16 protein-coding genes are annotated in these 14,770 nt (G+C 42.8%); 4 read left to right on the top strand and 12 right to left on the bottom strand.

The genetic code is table 11. The annotated features are described in order from the left end of the window. Positions 1 to 143: 143 nt before the first annotated feature. Entirely contained in the window at positions 144 to 305 is a 162-nt protein-coding gene (locus JOC78_RS11230) for a hypothetical protein (RefSeq protein ID WP_204555774.1), read from the bottom strand. Positions 306 to 578: 273 nt separating this feature from the next. Here JOC78_RS11230 and JOC78_RS11225 point away from each other — a divergent pair, with 273 nt between their 5' ends. Next, positions 579 to 1,496 carry an EamA family transporter gene (locus tag JOC78_RS11225; protein WP_204555773.1) on the top strand — a complete coding sequence of 306 codons (918 nt, stop codon included), beginning with the start codon at positions 579 to 581 and terminating at the stop codon, positions 1,494 to 1,496. A 24-nt stretch (positions 1,497 to 1,520) separates the two neighbouring features. On the opposite strand, the gene JOC78_RS11220 is transcribed toward JOC78_RS11225, so the two are convergent. After that, a complete protein-coding gene (locus tag JOC78_RS11220) occupies positions 1,521 to 1,985 on the bottom strand; it encodes an S-ribosylhomocysteine lyase (protein ID WP_204555772.1) in 465 nt (154 codons plus the stop codon). 60 nt (positions 1,986 to 2,045) lie between these two features. Further along, positions 2,046 to 2,633, bottom strand: coding sequence for a Cif family virulence factor (locus JOC78_RS11215; protein ID WP_204555770.1), 588 nt, complete (start codon positions 2,631 to 2,633; stop codon positions 2,046 to 2,048). Positions 2,634 to 2,690: 57 nt separating this feature from the next. Here JOC78_RS11215 and treR point away from each other — a divergent pair, with 57 nt between their 5' ends. Then, complete coding sequence (treR, locus tag JOC78_RS11210) at positions 2,691 to 3,422, top strand: trehalose operon repressor (RefSeq protein WP_204555768.1); 732 nt, start codon at positions 2,691 to 2,693, stop codon at positions 3,420 to 3,422. Between the two features lie 328 nt (positions 3,423 to 3,750). Here treR and JOC78_RS11205 read toward each other — a convergent pair whose 3' ends face one another. The 3 genes from JOC78_RS11205 to JOC78_RS11195 form a co-directional block, all read right to left on the bottom strand. Further along, on the bottom strand, positions 3,751 to 4,029 hold the full coding sequence (locus tag JOC78_RS11205) for a hypothetical protein (protein ID WP_204555766.1): 279 nt from the start codon (positions 4,027 to 4,029) through the stop codon (positions 3,751 to 3,753). A gap of 117 nt (positions 4,030 to 4,146) precedes the next feature. Beyond that, entirely contained in the window at positions 4,147 to 4,827 is a 681-nt protein-coding gene (locus JOC78_RS11200; protein WP_204555763.1) for a response regulator, read from the bottom strand. A 27-nt stretch (positions 4,828 to 4,854) separates the two neighbouring features. After that, entirely contained in the window at positions 4,855 to 6,009 is a 1,155-nt protein-coding gene (locus tag JOC78_RS11195) for a sensor histidine kinase (protein WP_204555760.1), read from the bottom strand. 476 nt (positions 6,010 to 6,485) lie between these two features. Here JOC78_RS11195 and JOC78_RS11190 point away from each other — a divergent pair, with 476 nt between their 5' ends. Together JOC78_RS11190 and JOC78_RS11185 are read left to right on the top strand one after the other, a co-directional pair. Further along, a complete protein-coding gene (locus tag JOC78_RS11190; protein WP_204555757.1) occupies positions 6,486 to 7,118 on the top strand; it encodes a YigZ family protein in 633 nt (210 codons plus the stop codon). A 130-nt stretch (positions 7,119 to 7,248) separates the two neighbouring features. Continuing rightward, a complete protein-coding gene (locus JOC78_RS11185; protein WP_204555754.1) occupies positions 7,249 to 8,280 on the top strand; it encodes an LCP family protein in 1,032 nt (343 codons plus the stop codon). 353 nt (positions 8,281 to 8,633) lie between these two features. Here the strand turns inward: JOC78_RS11185 and JOC78_RS11180 are convergent, their stop codons facing one another. The 6 genes from JOC78_RS11180 to JOC78_RS11155 all read right to left on the bottom strand — a co-directional run bounded on the left by JOC78_RS11180 (position 8,634) and on the right by JOC78_RS11155 (position 14,766). Then, the gene (locus JOC78_RS11180; protein ID WP_204555751.1) at positions 8,634 to 9,683 is read right to left on the bottom strand and encodes a glycosyltransferase family 4 protein; all 1,050 of its coding nucleotides are present in this window, start codon (positions 9,681 to 9,683) and stop codon (positions 8,634 to 8,636) included. A gap of 322 nt (positions 9,684 to 10,005) precedes the next feature. Then, positions 10,006 to 11,529, bottom strand: coding sequence for a murein biosynthesis integral membrane protein MurJ (murJ, locus tag JOC78_RS11175; protein ID WP_204555749.1), 1,524 nt, complete (start codon positions 11,527 to 11,529; stop codon positions 10,006 to 10,008). Between the two features lie 11 nt (positions 11,530 to 11,540). Beyond that, complete coding sequence (gene pssE, locus JOC78_RS11170; protein WP_204555747.1) at positions 11,541 to 12,032, bottom strand: PssE/Cps14G family polysaccharide biosynthesis glycosyltransferase; 492 nt, start codon at positions 12,030 to 12,032, stop codon at positions 11,541 to 11,543. After that, positions 12,029 to 12,505, bottom strand: coding sequence for a PssD/Cps14F family polysaccharide biosynthesis glycosyltransferase (pssD, locus tag JOC78_RS11165; protein ID WP_204555745.1), 477 nt, complete (start codon positions 12,503 to 12,505; stop codon positions 12,029 to 12,031). The genes pssE and pssD overlap by 4 nt, the downstream gene beginning before the upstream one ends. 3 nt (positions 12,506 to 12,508) lie before the next feature. Beyond that, on the bottom strand, positions 12,509 to 13,612 hold the full coding sequence (locus tag JOC78_RS11160) for a glycosyltransferase (protein WP_239587125.1): 1,104 nt from the start codon (positions 13,610 to 13,612) through the stop codon (positions 12,509 to 12,511). Then, positions 13,612 to 14,766, bottom strand: coding sequence for a polysaccharide pyruvyl transferase family protein (locus tag JOC78_RS11155; protein ID WP_204555743.1), 1,155 nt, complete (start codon positions 14,764 to 14,766; stop codon positions 13,612 to 13,614). Before JOC78_RS11155 ends, JOC78_RS11160 begins: the two co-directional genes overlap by 1 nt. Positions 14,767 to 14,770: the final 4 nt, after the last annotated feature.

Genomic DNA, 14,770 nt, shown 5'->3' with positions numbered 1-14,770 from the left:
AAAAGGCCATTTTCCACCTGCTTTTTAAGTGGAAAATAGCCTTTAGTTTAGAATACCACCTTTAACCCAATGCCCCATAGAGCTTGACTGCATTTAAATGGTAAATTCATGATAAACTCGCACGGCATGGGCCATTAGCTTCTTTACGCTCTGCCCTTACGTCCTTGCTTAGAATTGCGGTTTGCACCCTTTGCTGCATCTTCCCCATTCGCAAACTCAGCGGAAAATTCTGTATCCTGAATATTTTCCTTTGGCGTTTTGCTGTATTTCTCTGCTGCATTACGCTCTGCTTTACGCTTTGCCATCTGTACATCCCTCCTTTATTAGTAGGATGCGCTATTTTTTCGGTTGCATGACAGGAAAATCCTTTCAAGGCTAAACATTCGAGTCAAAAAATCACCTGTGTTTGTGCTTTGATCGCCCAGAAATCATTCCTCCACGGTTTTATGCGCATCCATACTTCCCTGCAAAACCCATTCATTCAAAAAACAAGATTGGTTAAATAAACCAATCTCTTAAGATACAAACCCTCTACCCGCCAACCTATTGTATACTTATCATGAATGGAGGGAGTCATTGTGTCTGAACGTTTGTCCTATCTATCTGTAATCCTCGGGGCGGCCTGCTGGGGTGTAATCGGGGTATTTGTCAATTATTTATATAAGTGGTCGTTTACGCCGTGGCAAGTGGTGGGCATCCGTGTCTTCGTTTCTGCACTCATTTTATTCAGTTTTTTGCTCATTTTTCGCCCGCAGCTGCTAAAGGTTCGCCTGCGTGATATTCCTTATTTTATTGGCACGGGCATCATCAGCATTGCGTTTTTTAATTACTGTTTTTTCAGTGTGATCGAACAGGCGAATCTGTCACTTGCGGTGGTGCTGCTTTACACGGGGCCGGTGTTTGTGACATTGATTTCAAGAGTCGTTTTTAAAGAAGCTCTAACGATTAAAAAATGGGCCGCTCTCGCTATCATGGTTGTGGGCTGTGCCTTCACGGTGGGACTGCTGCCAAGTGCGGAGACAGCGATCACCCTGCTGACGGTCTTGACGGGACTAGCCTCGGGATTTTTTTACTCACTCTACACGATTTTTTCAAAATTTATCGGCCACCGCTATCATTCGCTTACGATTACGGCGTATTCGATGCTGCTCGGTACACTATTTGTCCTGCCGACGAGCGCCTTATGGGAAAAAGCTGACTTATTTATCAAACCGCAAGTGATCATTAACGCGGCCGGACTGGCATTGATTTCGACCATATTTGCCTATCTTTTATACACCGCCGGATTAAAAGGAATGGAATCCAGCAAAGCGGCGATGCTTGCAACGATTGAGCCAGTGGTGGGGATCGCGATTGGTGTCTTATTTTTCCGAGACGTCCTCACCGCTTGGCAAGGACTCGGTATTGTCTTGTTATTCAGTTCAATTCTTTTAACTATTCAGCGGCAGCCGAGCAACAGTTTCATCCAAACAAAAAGCCCCCGATCACTCAACTAAGAGCAACCGGGGGCTTTGCCTATATCAAAATACTTCCGTCCACTCGTCGCGCTTCGACAGCATGTAACGGGCTAATTCCTGTGCGCCCTCTAAGCTGTGGCTCGCTGCCCAGCCGCATTGTACTTCATTGCAGGCAGGAACTTCCGTCGCCTCAAGTACGTCTTTTAGCGTATTCTCCACGATCCGCAAAACATCGTCGTAATCGTCATGATTGATGACCGCCAAATAGTAACCCGTCTGGCACCCCATTGGACTAATATCGACAATATGTTCCGAGTGATTGCGGCTGAATTCTGCCATCATATGTTCTAATGAATGCAGAGCAGGCATCTCCATATGCTCTTTATTCGGCTGAGAGAAACGAATATCGTATTTTAAAATTTGATCTCCGTTTCGTCCTTCCTTTTTGCCGGCCAAGCGAATATACGGCGCTTTTACCTTCGTGTGATCAAGATTAAAGCTTTCTACATTCATTTGCTTTTCAGTCATATTTCCGCCTCCTCTATGTATTCCATTCATTATACCAAATATTCCGATAGTTTTTACACCTTATTGCATTGCGAAAGTGGAGATCTGTTTCCAGCCGCTCTCTTCTTTCCTGTACACCGACACTTGGCGAGTCACATTTTCTACCACTTTTTCGCTCTGCAAATCTTTTGTGACAGTTTTCATCGCAGAAAAAATATTCGCTTCTTTTTTCTTTTCATCGTATTTAATGATGACCGTGTGCTGCGGTTCTAATTTCATGTCAAACGAAGCAAATGTCTTTTCCACGTACTTCCGCTCTTCTTCATAATCAAAAGAAACCGGTTTTTTGGACAGTGTCTCCATATAGGCATCCACATCTTTAGAGTTAAACGCTTGTATATTTTGCTCAAACGCCTGCAGCAGTGCTTCTTTCTCCTCAGGCGGAAGATTATCTGCTTCTTCAATCGGCTTTTTCTCTGTCGCCTTCTCTTCGGATTCTTTCTTAGCCGGTGATTCAGCCGCTTCTTGTACGGGCTTATCTTCTTTCGGCTCTTCTTTTTCGGCATCCGATCCGCAGCCAGCAAGTATTACACCTGCAAGCACCGCTGTTCCGATCCATTTATATGTCATATGTTTTAGCCACTTCCCTTCTGTTTCATTGTAAGACAAGATGCTTCTGCACCTCAACTATCAGAATTATGGTAAAATAAATTTGGTGATAATATTATGTCAAAAACGAATAAGTACATGCAAATTTATCAGGAGCTGGCTGAGTCGATTCAAAACGGTTTGTACAAACCGATGGAAACGCTGCCATCTGAGAATGAACTGTCAGCAAAGTATTCAACATCTAGAGAAACGATCAGAAAAGCATTGACGCTGCTTGCTCAAAAGGGAATGATTCAAAAAATCCGCGGCAAAGGCTCTCTCGTCCTTGATACGCCGAAAATGAGTTTTCCAATTTCCGGACTTGTCAGTTTCAAAGAATTGCAGGGTGAGATGGAAGGTCCCATTAAAACGCATGTCTACGAATTTGGCCTGCATACGCCGAGCGAATCGCTCCAACAGAAGCTGCAGGCAAAAGAAACGGATGAAGTTTGGCATGTCGTGCGCGCCCGGCAAATTAATGGTGAACGCGTCATCCTTGATAAAGATCACTTCTTAAAATCTCACGTCCCTCATTTGACAAAAGAAATTTGCGAAGGCTCGATCTACCAATATCTTGAAGAAGAGCTTGGACTTAACATTAGCTTTGCCAAAAAAGAAATTGTCGTCGAACAGCGGACGAAAGAAGATGCGAGTTTACTGGACTTGCATGATGACAGCCACGTCGTCGTTGTCAAAACCTATGTGTATTTAGATGATGCCTCGCAGTTTCAATATACAGAATCTCGGCATCGTCTCGACAAATTCCGATTTGTCGATTTCGCACGAAGAAGCAAAAGCATGGAAGAATAGAAAAAGTGACTCAAACGGCCATTATAATGGCGTTCGAGTCACTTTTTTGTTTGATCGAGCGTGAATGCTGAGCAAAATTTTGAGTTTTGGCTCGGTTTTTTCGCTCTATCGCCGGCTTTGGTCATTCTAACGGCGGCTTTTGAAATCCTAACGGCGGATATAGGGATTCTAACGGCGGATATAGGGATTCTATCGGCGGAATTCAAAGTTCTAACGGCGGTTCGGCTTTACCGATTGTATCGGCGCATTTACCGTTTTCAATCTTCAGCTTCCGCAATTCCACCAACGCTTTCAATCTATATCAGCAACTAACCATTCCTGCCCCTACCTAATAGTAATAATACGGGCTCATTGGATACCCATAGTAACCGCCATACGGATACAGCAAGCTTCCTGTCAACCCGCCTAAGAAACCGCCGAAGAACGGACTGCCGAAGCCATATGGACGAGGTCGGTAAAAGCCTCCATATGGGCGTGGACCAAACCAGCCGCCGCCATACGGACGAGGACGCGGTCTCCAGCCACCGCCATACGGGCGGCGCAGCAGCTCTTCTTCTGTCTCTACAACAGGGTAATTCACATAATATTGATTCGTTTCAGGATACATCTTTTCTCCCCCTTACTTGATTGCACACTACTATGCTATGCAACAGCCAAGCGAAGGAGCCTGGCCCAGCCACAAAAAAGAGCCAAACCCCACTAGGAGGTCTGACTCTAAAAAAATTTATCGAACTTCAACCCAGCCTTTTTTGATCGCTGTGACCACGGCTTGTGTCCGGTCGTTTACATTCATTTTTTGCAAAATGTTGCTGACGTGGTTTTTAACTGTTTTTTCACTAATGTATAAAGCTTCACCGATTCCGCGGTTGCTTTTTCCGTCTGCTAGCAGCTGAAGCACTTCACACTCACGGCGAGTAAGCAGGTGCAGCGGACGGCGTACTTCCGTTTGCTGGAAGCCTTTGCCCTTGCCTTCGTCATTCGCTAAACGGCGGTAGTCGGCAATCAAATTATGTGTGACACGTGGGTGCAAGTAAGAGCCGCCTTCTGCTACCACTTTCACGGCTTCAATCAATGCGTCGGCATCCATTTCTTTTAATAGATAACCCATAGCGCCTGATTTCAGCGCATGTGTCACGTAGTTCTCATCATCGTGAATCGATAAAATGATGACTTTCGTATTCGGGTGTTTGTTGATTAATTCACGGGTCGCTTCCACACCGTTTAACTCAGGCATGTTGATATCCATAAGAACGACATCTGGCTCATGTTCTTCAATCAGGCTGATCGCTTCGCTGCCATCATCGCCTTCTGCGAGCACTTCAAACGTTGCTTCAAAGTCTAAAATTCTCTTTACGCCTTCACGGAATAATTGATGGTCATCTATAATTACGATTTTCGTTGTCATTTGGTTTTTCCTCCCTTGATTCACGATCTAGTCAATAATTGGTATGCTGATCATAACAAGCGTTCCTTCATTCGGTTTTGAGTGAATGGATAAATCTCCTTCAAGAAGCTCCACACGCTCTTTCATCCCCATAATGCCGAATGATCCTAGCTTTTTCTCTTTCACGTCAAATCCTTTGCCGTTATCTTTAATAACCGCTAATACATTGTGTTTATTAATTTCGAGCTTAACAGTAATCTTCGTCGCTTCTGCATGCTTTAAGGCATTCTGAACTGATTCTTGCAGCAAGCGGAATAAGGCGACTTCGAGCTTAGAGGGTAGCCTGTCCTCTTTGCCCATGTTAACAAATTCAATTTTCGTTGGCTTGTTTAATGATTGAACGTATTCTTCAATCGTCACTAAATATTTTTTTAAAGTTGGAACAATTCCAAGATCATCTAAGGCCATCGGACGTAAATCATAAATGATTCGGCGTACTTCATAGAGTGCGGAGCGAACCATTTGCTTCAAGCTGCGTATTTCTTTAAACGCCTCATCTACGCCTCGTTCTCTATAAAGTTTTTCAATTAAGTCAGATCTCATTAACACATTGGCCATCATTTGGGCGGGTCCGTCGTGAATTTCTCTTGAAAGCCGTTTTCGCTCTTCTTCTTGAGCCTCCATAATCTGAAGGCCGAATTCCTGTTTCAAGCGGGCATCTTCTAAGACTTCGCCGATCCTTTTCATATCTTGCGTCAAATAATTTAAAACAACCGAAACTTGAGAAACGAGATACTCAGCACGCTCGATCGTTGAGTGAACCGACTGCAGCCGCCGCTCTAGCTCATTTCTTCTTTCGATTAGCTGTTTCTCACTTTGTCTCGATACGAGCAGCTTCATTTGGAGATCATGAGCTTTTTCATAAGTTTCTCTTACAGATTCTTCGGAGTATGTATGAAAGTGCTTGCTGACTTCTGACAGGCGCAATCTCGCTAACCGCACATTTCTCTCCAGCTGATCCTGCTCTTCAATGACGCTGTGCACCTTCTCACGGATCTCTTCCAATTCCCGAAGCAAGGCTTCATAGTCTTTCCTGCTTTGTTCGGCAATGGTGTAGATTTCTCCTTTGCTTTGATCCACAGTCGTAATCATTTTTTCTAAAATGGTATCTAAAAGTGATATATCAGTGTTTTTCATCGACATGGACGTCCCTTTCTAGACATTCCTATTTTACAATCAAACCCGTGGTTACACTATCAAACAGATAAGATTGTATGAAATTTCCTCTAAAAGACATAGATGCCAATAGCTATCCCTATGTCATAAGAATGATATTTTGGTAAAATATACTTTGTTTATTCAGTACATTCTTTGATTGCTTTTCTAAAGCAAGATTCAATTCGCTTAAAAATTCGGTAAGTTTAGTCTATCCAAGCGTGCCGTTATTCACACTTTTGCCAGGTCTATCCTGACATATTATATCATGTCAGCTTTTGTCGAACATTAAAGTTCAATTACTATTTGATTAAAAAATGTTTCTTTTATAACCAGAGTTTACATATTACTTTCCACCCGGTAAAAATTTATATATGATAAGAGTTGTAAATACCCTTTTTTGAAAAAAATAAACCCATTCAAAAGTAACTTTTTCATAGATGATTGGTTGAGGAGGAATTCATTTGTTGCCTCAATACTATACAGTAAAAGGCCCTAGTGTACATGAAATCATTATCCAAAAATCGCGATTTATTGCCCATGTAAAACGCACAGAAACAGAACAGGAAGCACAGGAATTTATTGCTGCTATTAAAAAAGAGCATTGGAATGCCAACCACAACTGCTCCGCCTATATGATTGGTGAAACAAACCATATTCAAAAAGCCAATGATGACGGAGAACCAAGCGGAACGGCTGGACTTCCGATTCTTGAAGTGTTAAAAAAACGGGATTTAAAAGATACCACTGTTGTCGTCACCCGCTACTTTGGCGGAATTAAGCTTGGAGCTGGGGGACTGATTCGTGCTTACGGGAAATCAGCAACGGAAGGTATTACAGCGGCTGGCATCGTAAAACGGCAGCTCACACGAACCATGACTGTCCAAATTGATTATACGTGGCTCGGAAAAATTGAAAACGAACTGCGTTCATCCGTTTATGGATTAAAAGAGATTCATTACCTTGATACGGTAAATGTTGAAGTGTTCGTACTCGAAAACCAAATAGATGCCTTTTCCGACTGGATGACCGAAATGACGAATGGGCAAGCTGAAATAACTGCTGGTGAACTTCTATATCAAGAAATAGATGTATAGACAAATTTGAAAAAATGTCAAAAAATTAAATTTACGAAACGCACTTTTCGTAGTAGAATGAGGGATAGCTTATCAGCTAAAAAACCGGTTGTAACTGGTTTAATTATCTCTTTAAAGGAGCTAAATGTTAATGTCATCTGAAAGACAGCGTACGCAAAGACGCAAAAGAAAGAAGCGGAAACGCCTGATTGCGTTCTTTTTAATTTTGCCACTAGTATTTATTGCTTTTACTGCTGCTGGATATGGGGCTTACTTATATAAAAAAGCCGAGACCGTTTTCTCCGATTCATATGAAGACGATGGCCGTTCTAAGTCAGACCTCCGCGACAGTGCCGTCCACCCATCTAAGGATAACATTTCTATCCTATTAATGGGAATTGATGACAGTGAGGTTCGCGACTTTGGTGATGATACCAGAACCGACGCCTTAATGGTTGCCACGTTAAATATTAAAGAAAAATCAATTAAATTATTGAGTATTCCGCGTGACTCCTACGTGTATGTACCTGAAGTAGACTATAAAACAAAAATTACTCATGCCCATGCTTATGGCGGACCAAAAGTGACCATTGAAACGGTTGAAGAATTACTTGATATTCCAATCGACTACTATGTCCGCATGAACTTCCATGCATTTATCGATGTGGTCGAAGCTGTTGACGGAATTGAAGTGGACGTGCCTTATAAGTTAAATGAGAAAGATTCAAAAGACCGCAGCAATGCGATTAAATTAGATCCAGGTGTCCAAGAGTTAAACGGTGAAGAGGCACTTGCTCTTGCTCGCACACGTAAAAAAGACAACGACATCGAACGAGGAAAACGCCAGCAGGAAATCCTGCAAGCCGTCATTAAAAAAGCCGTATCCGTCAACTCGATTGCTAAGTATGATGATGTAGTTGAAGCCATTGGTTCCAACATGAGAACGAACATGACCTTCAACGAAATGAAGGCGCTCGTTAACTACGGTTCATCAGGCAACCTTAAAACGGAAAGCTTAAGTCTTGCTGGTGAAGATGCTCGCGACCCATCATCTGGCGCTTATATTTATGAGCTGGACGAAACAGAACTTGAAGTCATTAAACGAAAATTGAAACGTCAGTTAGATATTTCATACAACGACGACAGCAGCTCTGAAGAGGATTATGCCGCTGACGATGAATAAAATTGAACCCGCGCCTTGGCGTGGGTTTTGTTGTGGTTGACGCGAAATCGTTTGAGCGGTACGAACGGCATGGGGTTCTTTCACTGAAGTCGCGGGCGCGAAAATACCCTAGTTGCTGATATATTACTCAAAGTTGCCGATATATCCTCGAAGTTGCTGATATATTGCCCAAAGTCGCTGATATATCTTCAAAGTTGCCGATATATTGCCCAAAGTCGCTGATAGAATCTCCATATCCGCTGATAGAACCCCCGTATTCGCTGATAGAACCCCCACTAATAACCACTGCCTAGACTACTATAAAGTGCTCCACATCCTTATAAAACCGCAAAAAAACCGCCGAGGACTCATCCTCAGCGGTTTTTGGCGCCTTTTGTGATCAATTTCAACAAAGGCTGATAATTTTTATTGACTAATCCAATGCTTTCAACGAAAATTTCGATAGCTAGGATAATCACACCGATTACTAGAATAGCTCCCCATACTTTGGCTTGCGAGAAGATCAAGGCTGCTAAGCCGAAAAGCGAGGCAATCGCATAGATGATTAAAACTGTTTGTTTATGCGAGAATCCCATGCGCAGCAAGCAGTGGTGCAAATGCGACTTGTCTGGCGCTGAGAGCGGCTGCTTGTTGACTTTCCTGCGGATAATCGCAAAGAACGTATCAGCAATCGGCACACCCAGAATGATAATTGGGATAATCAGTGAGATCACGGTAATGTTTTTGAATCCGAGCAAGGAGAAGACGGAAATCATGAACCCTAGGAATAGAGCACCTGTGTCTCCCATGAAAATCTTTGCCGGATGGAAATTGTAAACTAAGAATCCTAATGTACTGAACAACAAGATCGACGCCATCACGACTACGAATCCGTTGCCCATCATTAAAGCCATGCCTGCCATTGTTAGTAAGGCAATGGAAGATACACCGGCTGCCAGCCCATCTAATCCATCAATTAAGTTGATGGCGTTCGTAATGCCGACGATCCATAGAAGCGTTAACGGAATGCTTAAGTAGCCGAATTCAATAGTGCCTCCAAAAGGCAAGTTGATGAATTCAATTTGGACGTCTCCGACGATAATGACAATTAACGCGGCAACGATCTGTCCAAGCAATTTCAGCTTAGGAGAAAGTTCCATCATGTCATCAAACATTCCGGTTAAAATAATAACAAAACTCCCTGCCACCACTGCCCATGTGTAAGGCTCGTCCGGACGAATAATCATTGTTCCCACTAAGAAACTGATGAAGATAGCCAATCCGCCGAGACGCGGCATAATTCTTTGGTGCACTTTTCTGTGGTTTGGTTTATCGGTAGCGCCAATTTTAAAGGCGAATTTCTTTACTAAAGGTGTCATTAAAATCGAACAAATAAAACAGACGATCGAGGTCAAAATGAGCATGCGTACCCTCCTTATTTCAAACAAAACATGCCATCTATATCAATTCAATAGTACATTCAATCTTTAAGTCCTGCCAAAGTGGATTATATCACAGCCCCCATTCATTTGGAAATAGTCAATTCTAACTTAAAATACTGCCTGAATATCAATATCATCTTACCACACCTTTTAAAAAAAAGAATAGCTTAAAGGATATTATTGCTAATTATTAGAGGCAAAACGTTATTTTTTGAAGAAATAACACGAAGTATCTTCCGTTTATATATTCCCTTTACTTACGTATAAAAACCAAAAAAGAGCTGTCTACACAGCCCTTGTTGAATTAATTATTCCGCTTGAAACGCCGCAGTCCTGGAATCTTTTCGATCTCCTCCATTTTTAACACAACCGCAAGGATCAGGTATACAGCCGCTAATACAATGCCGCCTGAGACTGCTCGAAACCAAGCAAGGGGTATGCCGGCTAACCAGTCTTTTAGAATGTAGCCGATCAACGCTAGGAGCAGCGTGGCTAAGATGATTTTGCCGATTGCCATTCGACTCTTCAGCTTCAATCCAAGAATTCTCTGGCTCGCGGCCATTAACAATGCTAATTGAAAGTAAGCAGCAGCGGTTGTACCCCAAGCAATAGCAGCCGCACCTGCCTCTTCAATAAACAAGAGAACCAGTCCGATATTCACGCCAAATACCGCTATGATTCCTGAAATCACAGGCAGCATTGCCCGTTCTTGTGCATAGAAAAACCTCGTCACATACACATTGCCGCTATGGGCAAACATTCCTAGCGCGAAAATAACTAAAAGTTGGCTCGTCATCTTCGTTGAACTTGCATCGAATGATCCATATTCAAAAATCAGCTGAATGATCTCTTCTGAGAAGAACATGATATAAACGGTGGCCGGAGCCATCAGAAACAGCATGGATGAGATGCCGCTCGTGTACATATTCATTAACCCCGGCCGGTCATTATCAGCAATTTTCTTAGAAATCAATGGGTATATCACCGTGGTAACCGCCGTCATTAAGATCGTTTGCGGAAGCTGTACAAGCTTAGACGCATAGTTGATCGCAGCAAGCACCCCTTCATTCAAATACGACGCGAAAAATCGGTGCACGAGAAAATAAAACTGCAGCGTCGCCCCACCGAAAAAAATTGGCAGTGCAATCTTTAAATATCGCCGCATCAAATCGCTGTCTTCTATCTTCCATTGAAAAGAGAAAGAAAACAACTCATATTTTCTCACCGCATACACCAGCAAGCCAAACATGCCTAACGCTCCGATTAACGCTCCGGTTGCGTAAGCCTCAATTCCTGCTAAAGGAAACAGCACAACCGCAGCTGCGATAAATATAAAGTTATTTAAAAACGGCGCCCACGCGGAGTCACGATATTGCCGATGAGAGTTTAATAGACCTGATAAAAACATCGAAAGCACCAGAAACACTGTGCTGAGCCCCATGATTCTAAATAGCTCGGCCGTTTGTGAAAGCTGTTTCGGTTCAAGTCCCTGAAAGAACAGCCCCATCCAGAATTTTGGAAACAGGAAGAAAGCTAAACTGATGAACGAAAAAAACAGGAAGCTGTGGGTGAAAATGACCCTCGTTAAGCTTTCCTGCTGATTACGGTTTGCTTTAATATACAGACTGATAAAGGCGGTCGTCATCGCTCCACCTGCGGTAATGTATAAAAAGTTCGGGATCGTGTACGCCGCAATAATGCTGTCAGCCGCCATGGTTGTCCCGAAATGATATCCAATGATGACTTCCCGAAAAAATCCGAGAAGCCTTGATAATAAATTAATGACGGCTACTCCGCCGATAATAGCTAATAGAGATGTTTTTTTCACGAATGATTCCCCTAATTCCGTTTGCCTTCATGAGCAATGAAGTCTTCGATAATCGATAAAATCTTTTTCCTCCCGCTCACAAATGGAGCCGGATGAAACGAAGAAATTTGGCGAATCACATCCGAAAACGGGCCATCCTCGTTCCAAGAAAGAATATGCCCGGATTCTGTAAACTGCCTCACAATTTCGAGCTGATGGTCATCATTATGTTCGCCGTATTTATGCAGGCGCGGGATCGCAATCAGCTTCTTCCCCATTTTTACAGCAGTTGTAATCGAGCCCGTGCCTCCATGGGTAATAATATAATCGGCTTTTTGATAATAAGCTTCCATTTCGTGATAGGTCATAAAGGGAATAAGCTTCATATGCTCCGATTCATATGAAGTATGACCCGACTGAACCATCACATCAGACGTGATATTTCCAGCTTTAATTTCTTCTTCCACCACCTTCAGCAGACGCTGAAATGGCAGCTCATGTGTCCCAAGTACAATGAAAATCAATAGATCGACCCTCCATATACAGCTTTCGGATAATGCTTCTTCATTGCTTCCCACTGAACGATGAACAAGTCAGCAATGGGATAAACCATTCTTCCTGAAAGCGTAGGTGTACTCGTTTTTGCGAAGCTTTCAATAAAGATTACTTTCTTCCCAAACAGCTTCGCAATATAGCACATGGGCACAGATGTATGCGCCCCTGTGGTCACGATCACATCTGGACGGACTTTAAAGAAGAAATAAAGTGATTTCATCACGTTCACACTGAACTTAAATAAATATCGAACCGGATAGTTGCGTGCTCCGTATACGAGGAAAGACATCGGATATTCTTTGCTTAGCTCCTCGGTGATAATCGATTTTTCAGTGATGATATGGTAATCATATTTATCAAAAAGCGGCTTTAGCTGCAAGAGCTGCGTTAAGTGGCCGCCTAATGATGAAATAAATAATACTTTTTTCTTTTTTTCTTTCATATCCTACCCTCCAGTAGGAAAATATAATGTTAAAAGTTTCTCAATGATATACTTTTGATCATTTTCCTCTGCCTTATGTATGCCGTTATTGATTAAAAGCGAGCGATAATCCTCATCTGAAAGGATTTTCTGAATTCCTTTTTTTATATCATCGGCATTTTGTACTCTTACCATACATCCAGAATCGCCTGCAAGCAAGTGCTTTAACCCGCCGACACTTGTTCCGAGCACCGGTGTTTCGCACGACATCGCTTCAAGCGCCACTAATCCAAACCCTTCAATATGAGAAGGCAGAACGAATACATCCGCTACAGCCATCCAGAGCGCCACTTCTTTTTGAGGCTTTACTCCGGCAAATTCCACTTGATCCTCCAAGCCGAATTTCGCAATATCCGCTTTCAGCTCTTGATAAAATGCGCGATCCTTCGCCGGCCCGATAATGTATAGTTTAGCTGATTCTCCAGCCGACTTTAACAAGCCCACTGCTTCGATCAACTCTTTGACTCCCTTTTGCCGAATCACATTTCCTGTAAATAATAACACGTTTTCGTCTTTAGGCAAGCCCAGCTTCGCTTTCGCCTGACTAGCATCTTGAGGGGCAAAAACGGTGCGGTCGACCCCCATATTTAACAGGCTGATCTTTTCAGCAGGAACATTAAATTCTGTGCGGATGGTTTCCTCTAACTCTGTACCGACCGCAATCACTTCGTCCGCCTCTTGCAGAATTTTTTTCGTCCATTGAAACAAACGGGCGTTTTTGCGAGCCATTTTATCAATGTCGCCCCCGTGTGCTGTAACGACAAGCTTCGTTTTCCAAAGCTTCTTGTACATCAGCCCTAAAGCACCGCTCGGGAACACATAGTGCGCATGAACCACATCATATTTCTTTCCTTTAGAGAGCAGATTGGCAGCAGTCGCGAAAAGCCACATCAAGTACTTCTTCAGGACTTTTGCCTTGCCGCTCTCCGGATCGTTAATGGCCATTACATCTACATTCAGCCCAGTCCTGCTCAGCGCTTCTACCTGATTTTTCACGAAGATGCCAAAGCTCTTATGTTTGTCTGTCGGATACATATTTGAAATCACTAAAATATCTTTTTGATTCATTAAGAAAGCTCCTGTTCCATGACTGATTTCAGCAGCGTGACACCTTTCAGCGCTTCCTCTCTCATTTGATCGGATAAATCAAACAGATCCAGCTGCCTTTTCTTCCACCCGCGATCCATTTCGCTTTGAAGGATCTCATAAAAGCGAGTATGATCGGAAAGCTTCGGAATGTCTACTAAAAATGAAGCTTGCTTCGTGCTTTCCATAAAAGCCGCCACTTTTGGATGATAGCTTACCCCGATAACAGGCGTTCCTGCTGCCACCGCTAAAATAAGCGAATGAAGCCTAGTGCCGATCAGCAAATCCATCTCTCCCGCCATATTAACCAGTTGATCAGGCGGTAAATTATCTTTATAAATGGTCACTTTATCTTTATGAACCATTTCTCGATAGATATCCTCTGTTACATCAATGTCCTGCGGATATTTTGTCGAATAAAAATAAATATGAGCCGGATGGTGATCTAATAGATAATCGATGTTTTTCGCCATACCTGACACATACTCTTGATAGACAGATTCATCACTAACCGGCCAATAATTCTTGCTGAAATACGGAACGGCGGTCACCCCGATCTTTAACGGGGCATCGGTTAGCTCTTTCTTGCCATCATATTTCAATGTGAAAGCAGGATCAGCTATCATGTGAACCGGCTGGTTGATGCCTAAGCTTTCGATTAACGATTTAGATTTCTCATCTCTAACAGCGACCAATCGCGCTGACTGTGTCATATTCTTAATTAAAAAACGGCCGAGCTTCGTTTGAATCGGGCCTGCCCCCACACCATAAACAATCGTTTGGCATTTATATTGTCTCGCAAGAAAAGCCAGACTGCTATATAAAGGAGCATCCCGCTTATACATATCCATTAATATTCCGCCGCCGCCAATAATTAAATAATCCAGCTCCTTGACCACTTTTCTATGACTTTTCAGCGTTTGAAAAACGGAGCTTGCGAAGGAGCCAGTTTTCTTCAAAAGCGGAACAGAAGTCATTCCATAGCGAGCGACTGTATTGTCCGGATTATTGCTAAAAATTACAATGTCTTGTTTAGATACATTCATATACACTTGCAGCTGATGGAGAATTCCTTGCAGAATCGCTTCATCGCCATTATTGTCATGGCCATAATTGCCAACAATTCCAATTTTCATTCGT

It is taken from the genome of Bacillus ectoiniformans (assembly GCF_016908875.1).
GTDB lineage: Bacteria > Bacillota > Bacilli > Bacillales > Domibacillaceae > Bacillus_BX > Bacillus_BX ectoiniformans.
Note: the sequence above shows the minus strand (reverse complement) of the source record. Positions and strands in the feature narration are given on the sequence as shown.

Excerpts from the sequence above, each read along its gene's own strand:
- JOC78_RS11230 (WP_204555774.1), bottom strand. The coding sequence starts at position 305 with ATGGCAAAGCGTAAAGCAGAGCGTAATGCAGCAGAGAAATACAGCAAA.
- JOC78_RS11220 (WP_204555772.1), bottom strand. The coding sequence starts at position 1,985 with ATGACTGAAAAGCAAATGAATGTAGAAAGCTTTAATCTTGATCACACG.
- treR (WP_204555768.1), top strand. The coding sequence starts at position 2,691 with ATGTCAAAAACGAATAAGTACATGCAAATTTATCAGGAGCTGGCTGAG.
- JOC78_RS11205 (WP_204555766.1), bottom strand. The coding sequence starts at position 4,029 with ATGTATCCTGAAACGAATCAATATTATGTGAATTACCCTGTTGTAGAG.
- JOC78_RS11200 (WP_204555763.1), bottom strand. The coding sequence starts at position 4,827 with ATGACAACGAAAATCGTAATTATAGATGACCATCAATTATTCCGTGAA.
- JOC78_RS11195 (WP_204555760.1), bottom strand. The coding sequence starts at position 6,009 with ATGTCGATGAAAAACACTGATATATCACTTTTAGATACCATTTTAGAA.
- JOC78_RS11185 (WP_204555754.1), top strand. The coding sequence starts at position 7,249 with ATGTCATCTGAAAGACAGCGTACGCAAAGACGCAAAAGAAAGAAGCGG.
- JOC78_RS11180 (WP_204555751.1), bottom strand. The coding sequence starts at position 9,683 with ATGCTCATTTTGACCTCGATCGTCTGTTTTATTTGTTCGATTTTAATG.
- pssD (WP_204555745.1), bottom strand. The coding sequence starts at position 12,505 with ATGAAAGAAAAAAAGAAAAAAGTATTATTTATTTCATCATTAGGCGGC.
- JOC78_RS11160 (WP_239587125.1), bottom strand. The coding sequence starts at position 13,612 with ATGAATCAAAAAGATATTTTAGTGATTTCAAATATGTATCCGACAGAC.
- JOC78_RS11155 (WP_204555743.1), bottom strand. The coding sequence starts at position 14,766 with ATGAAAATTGGAATTGTTGGCAATTATGGCCATGACAATAATGGCGAT.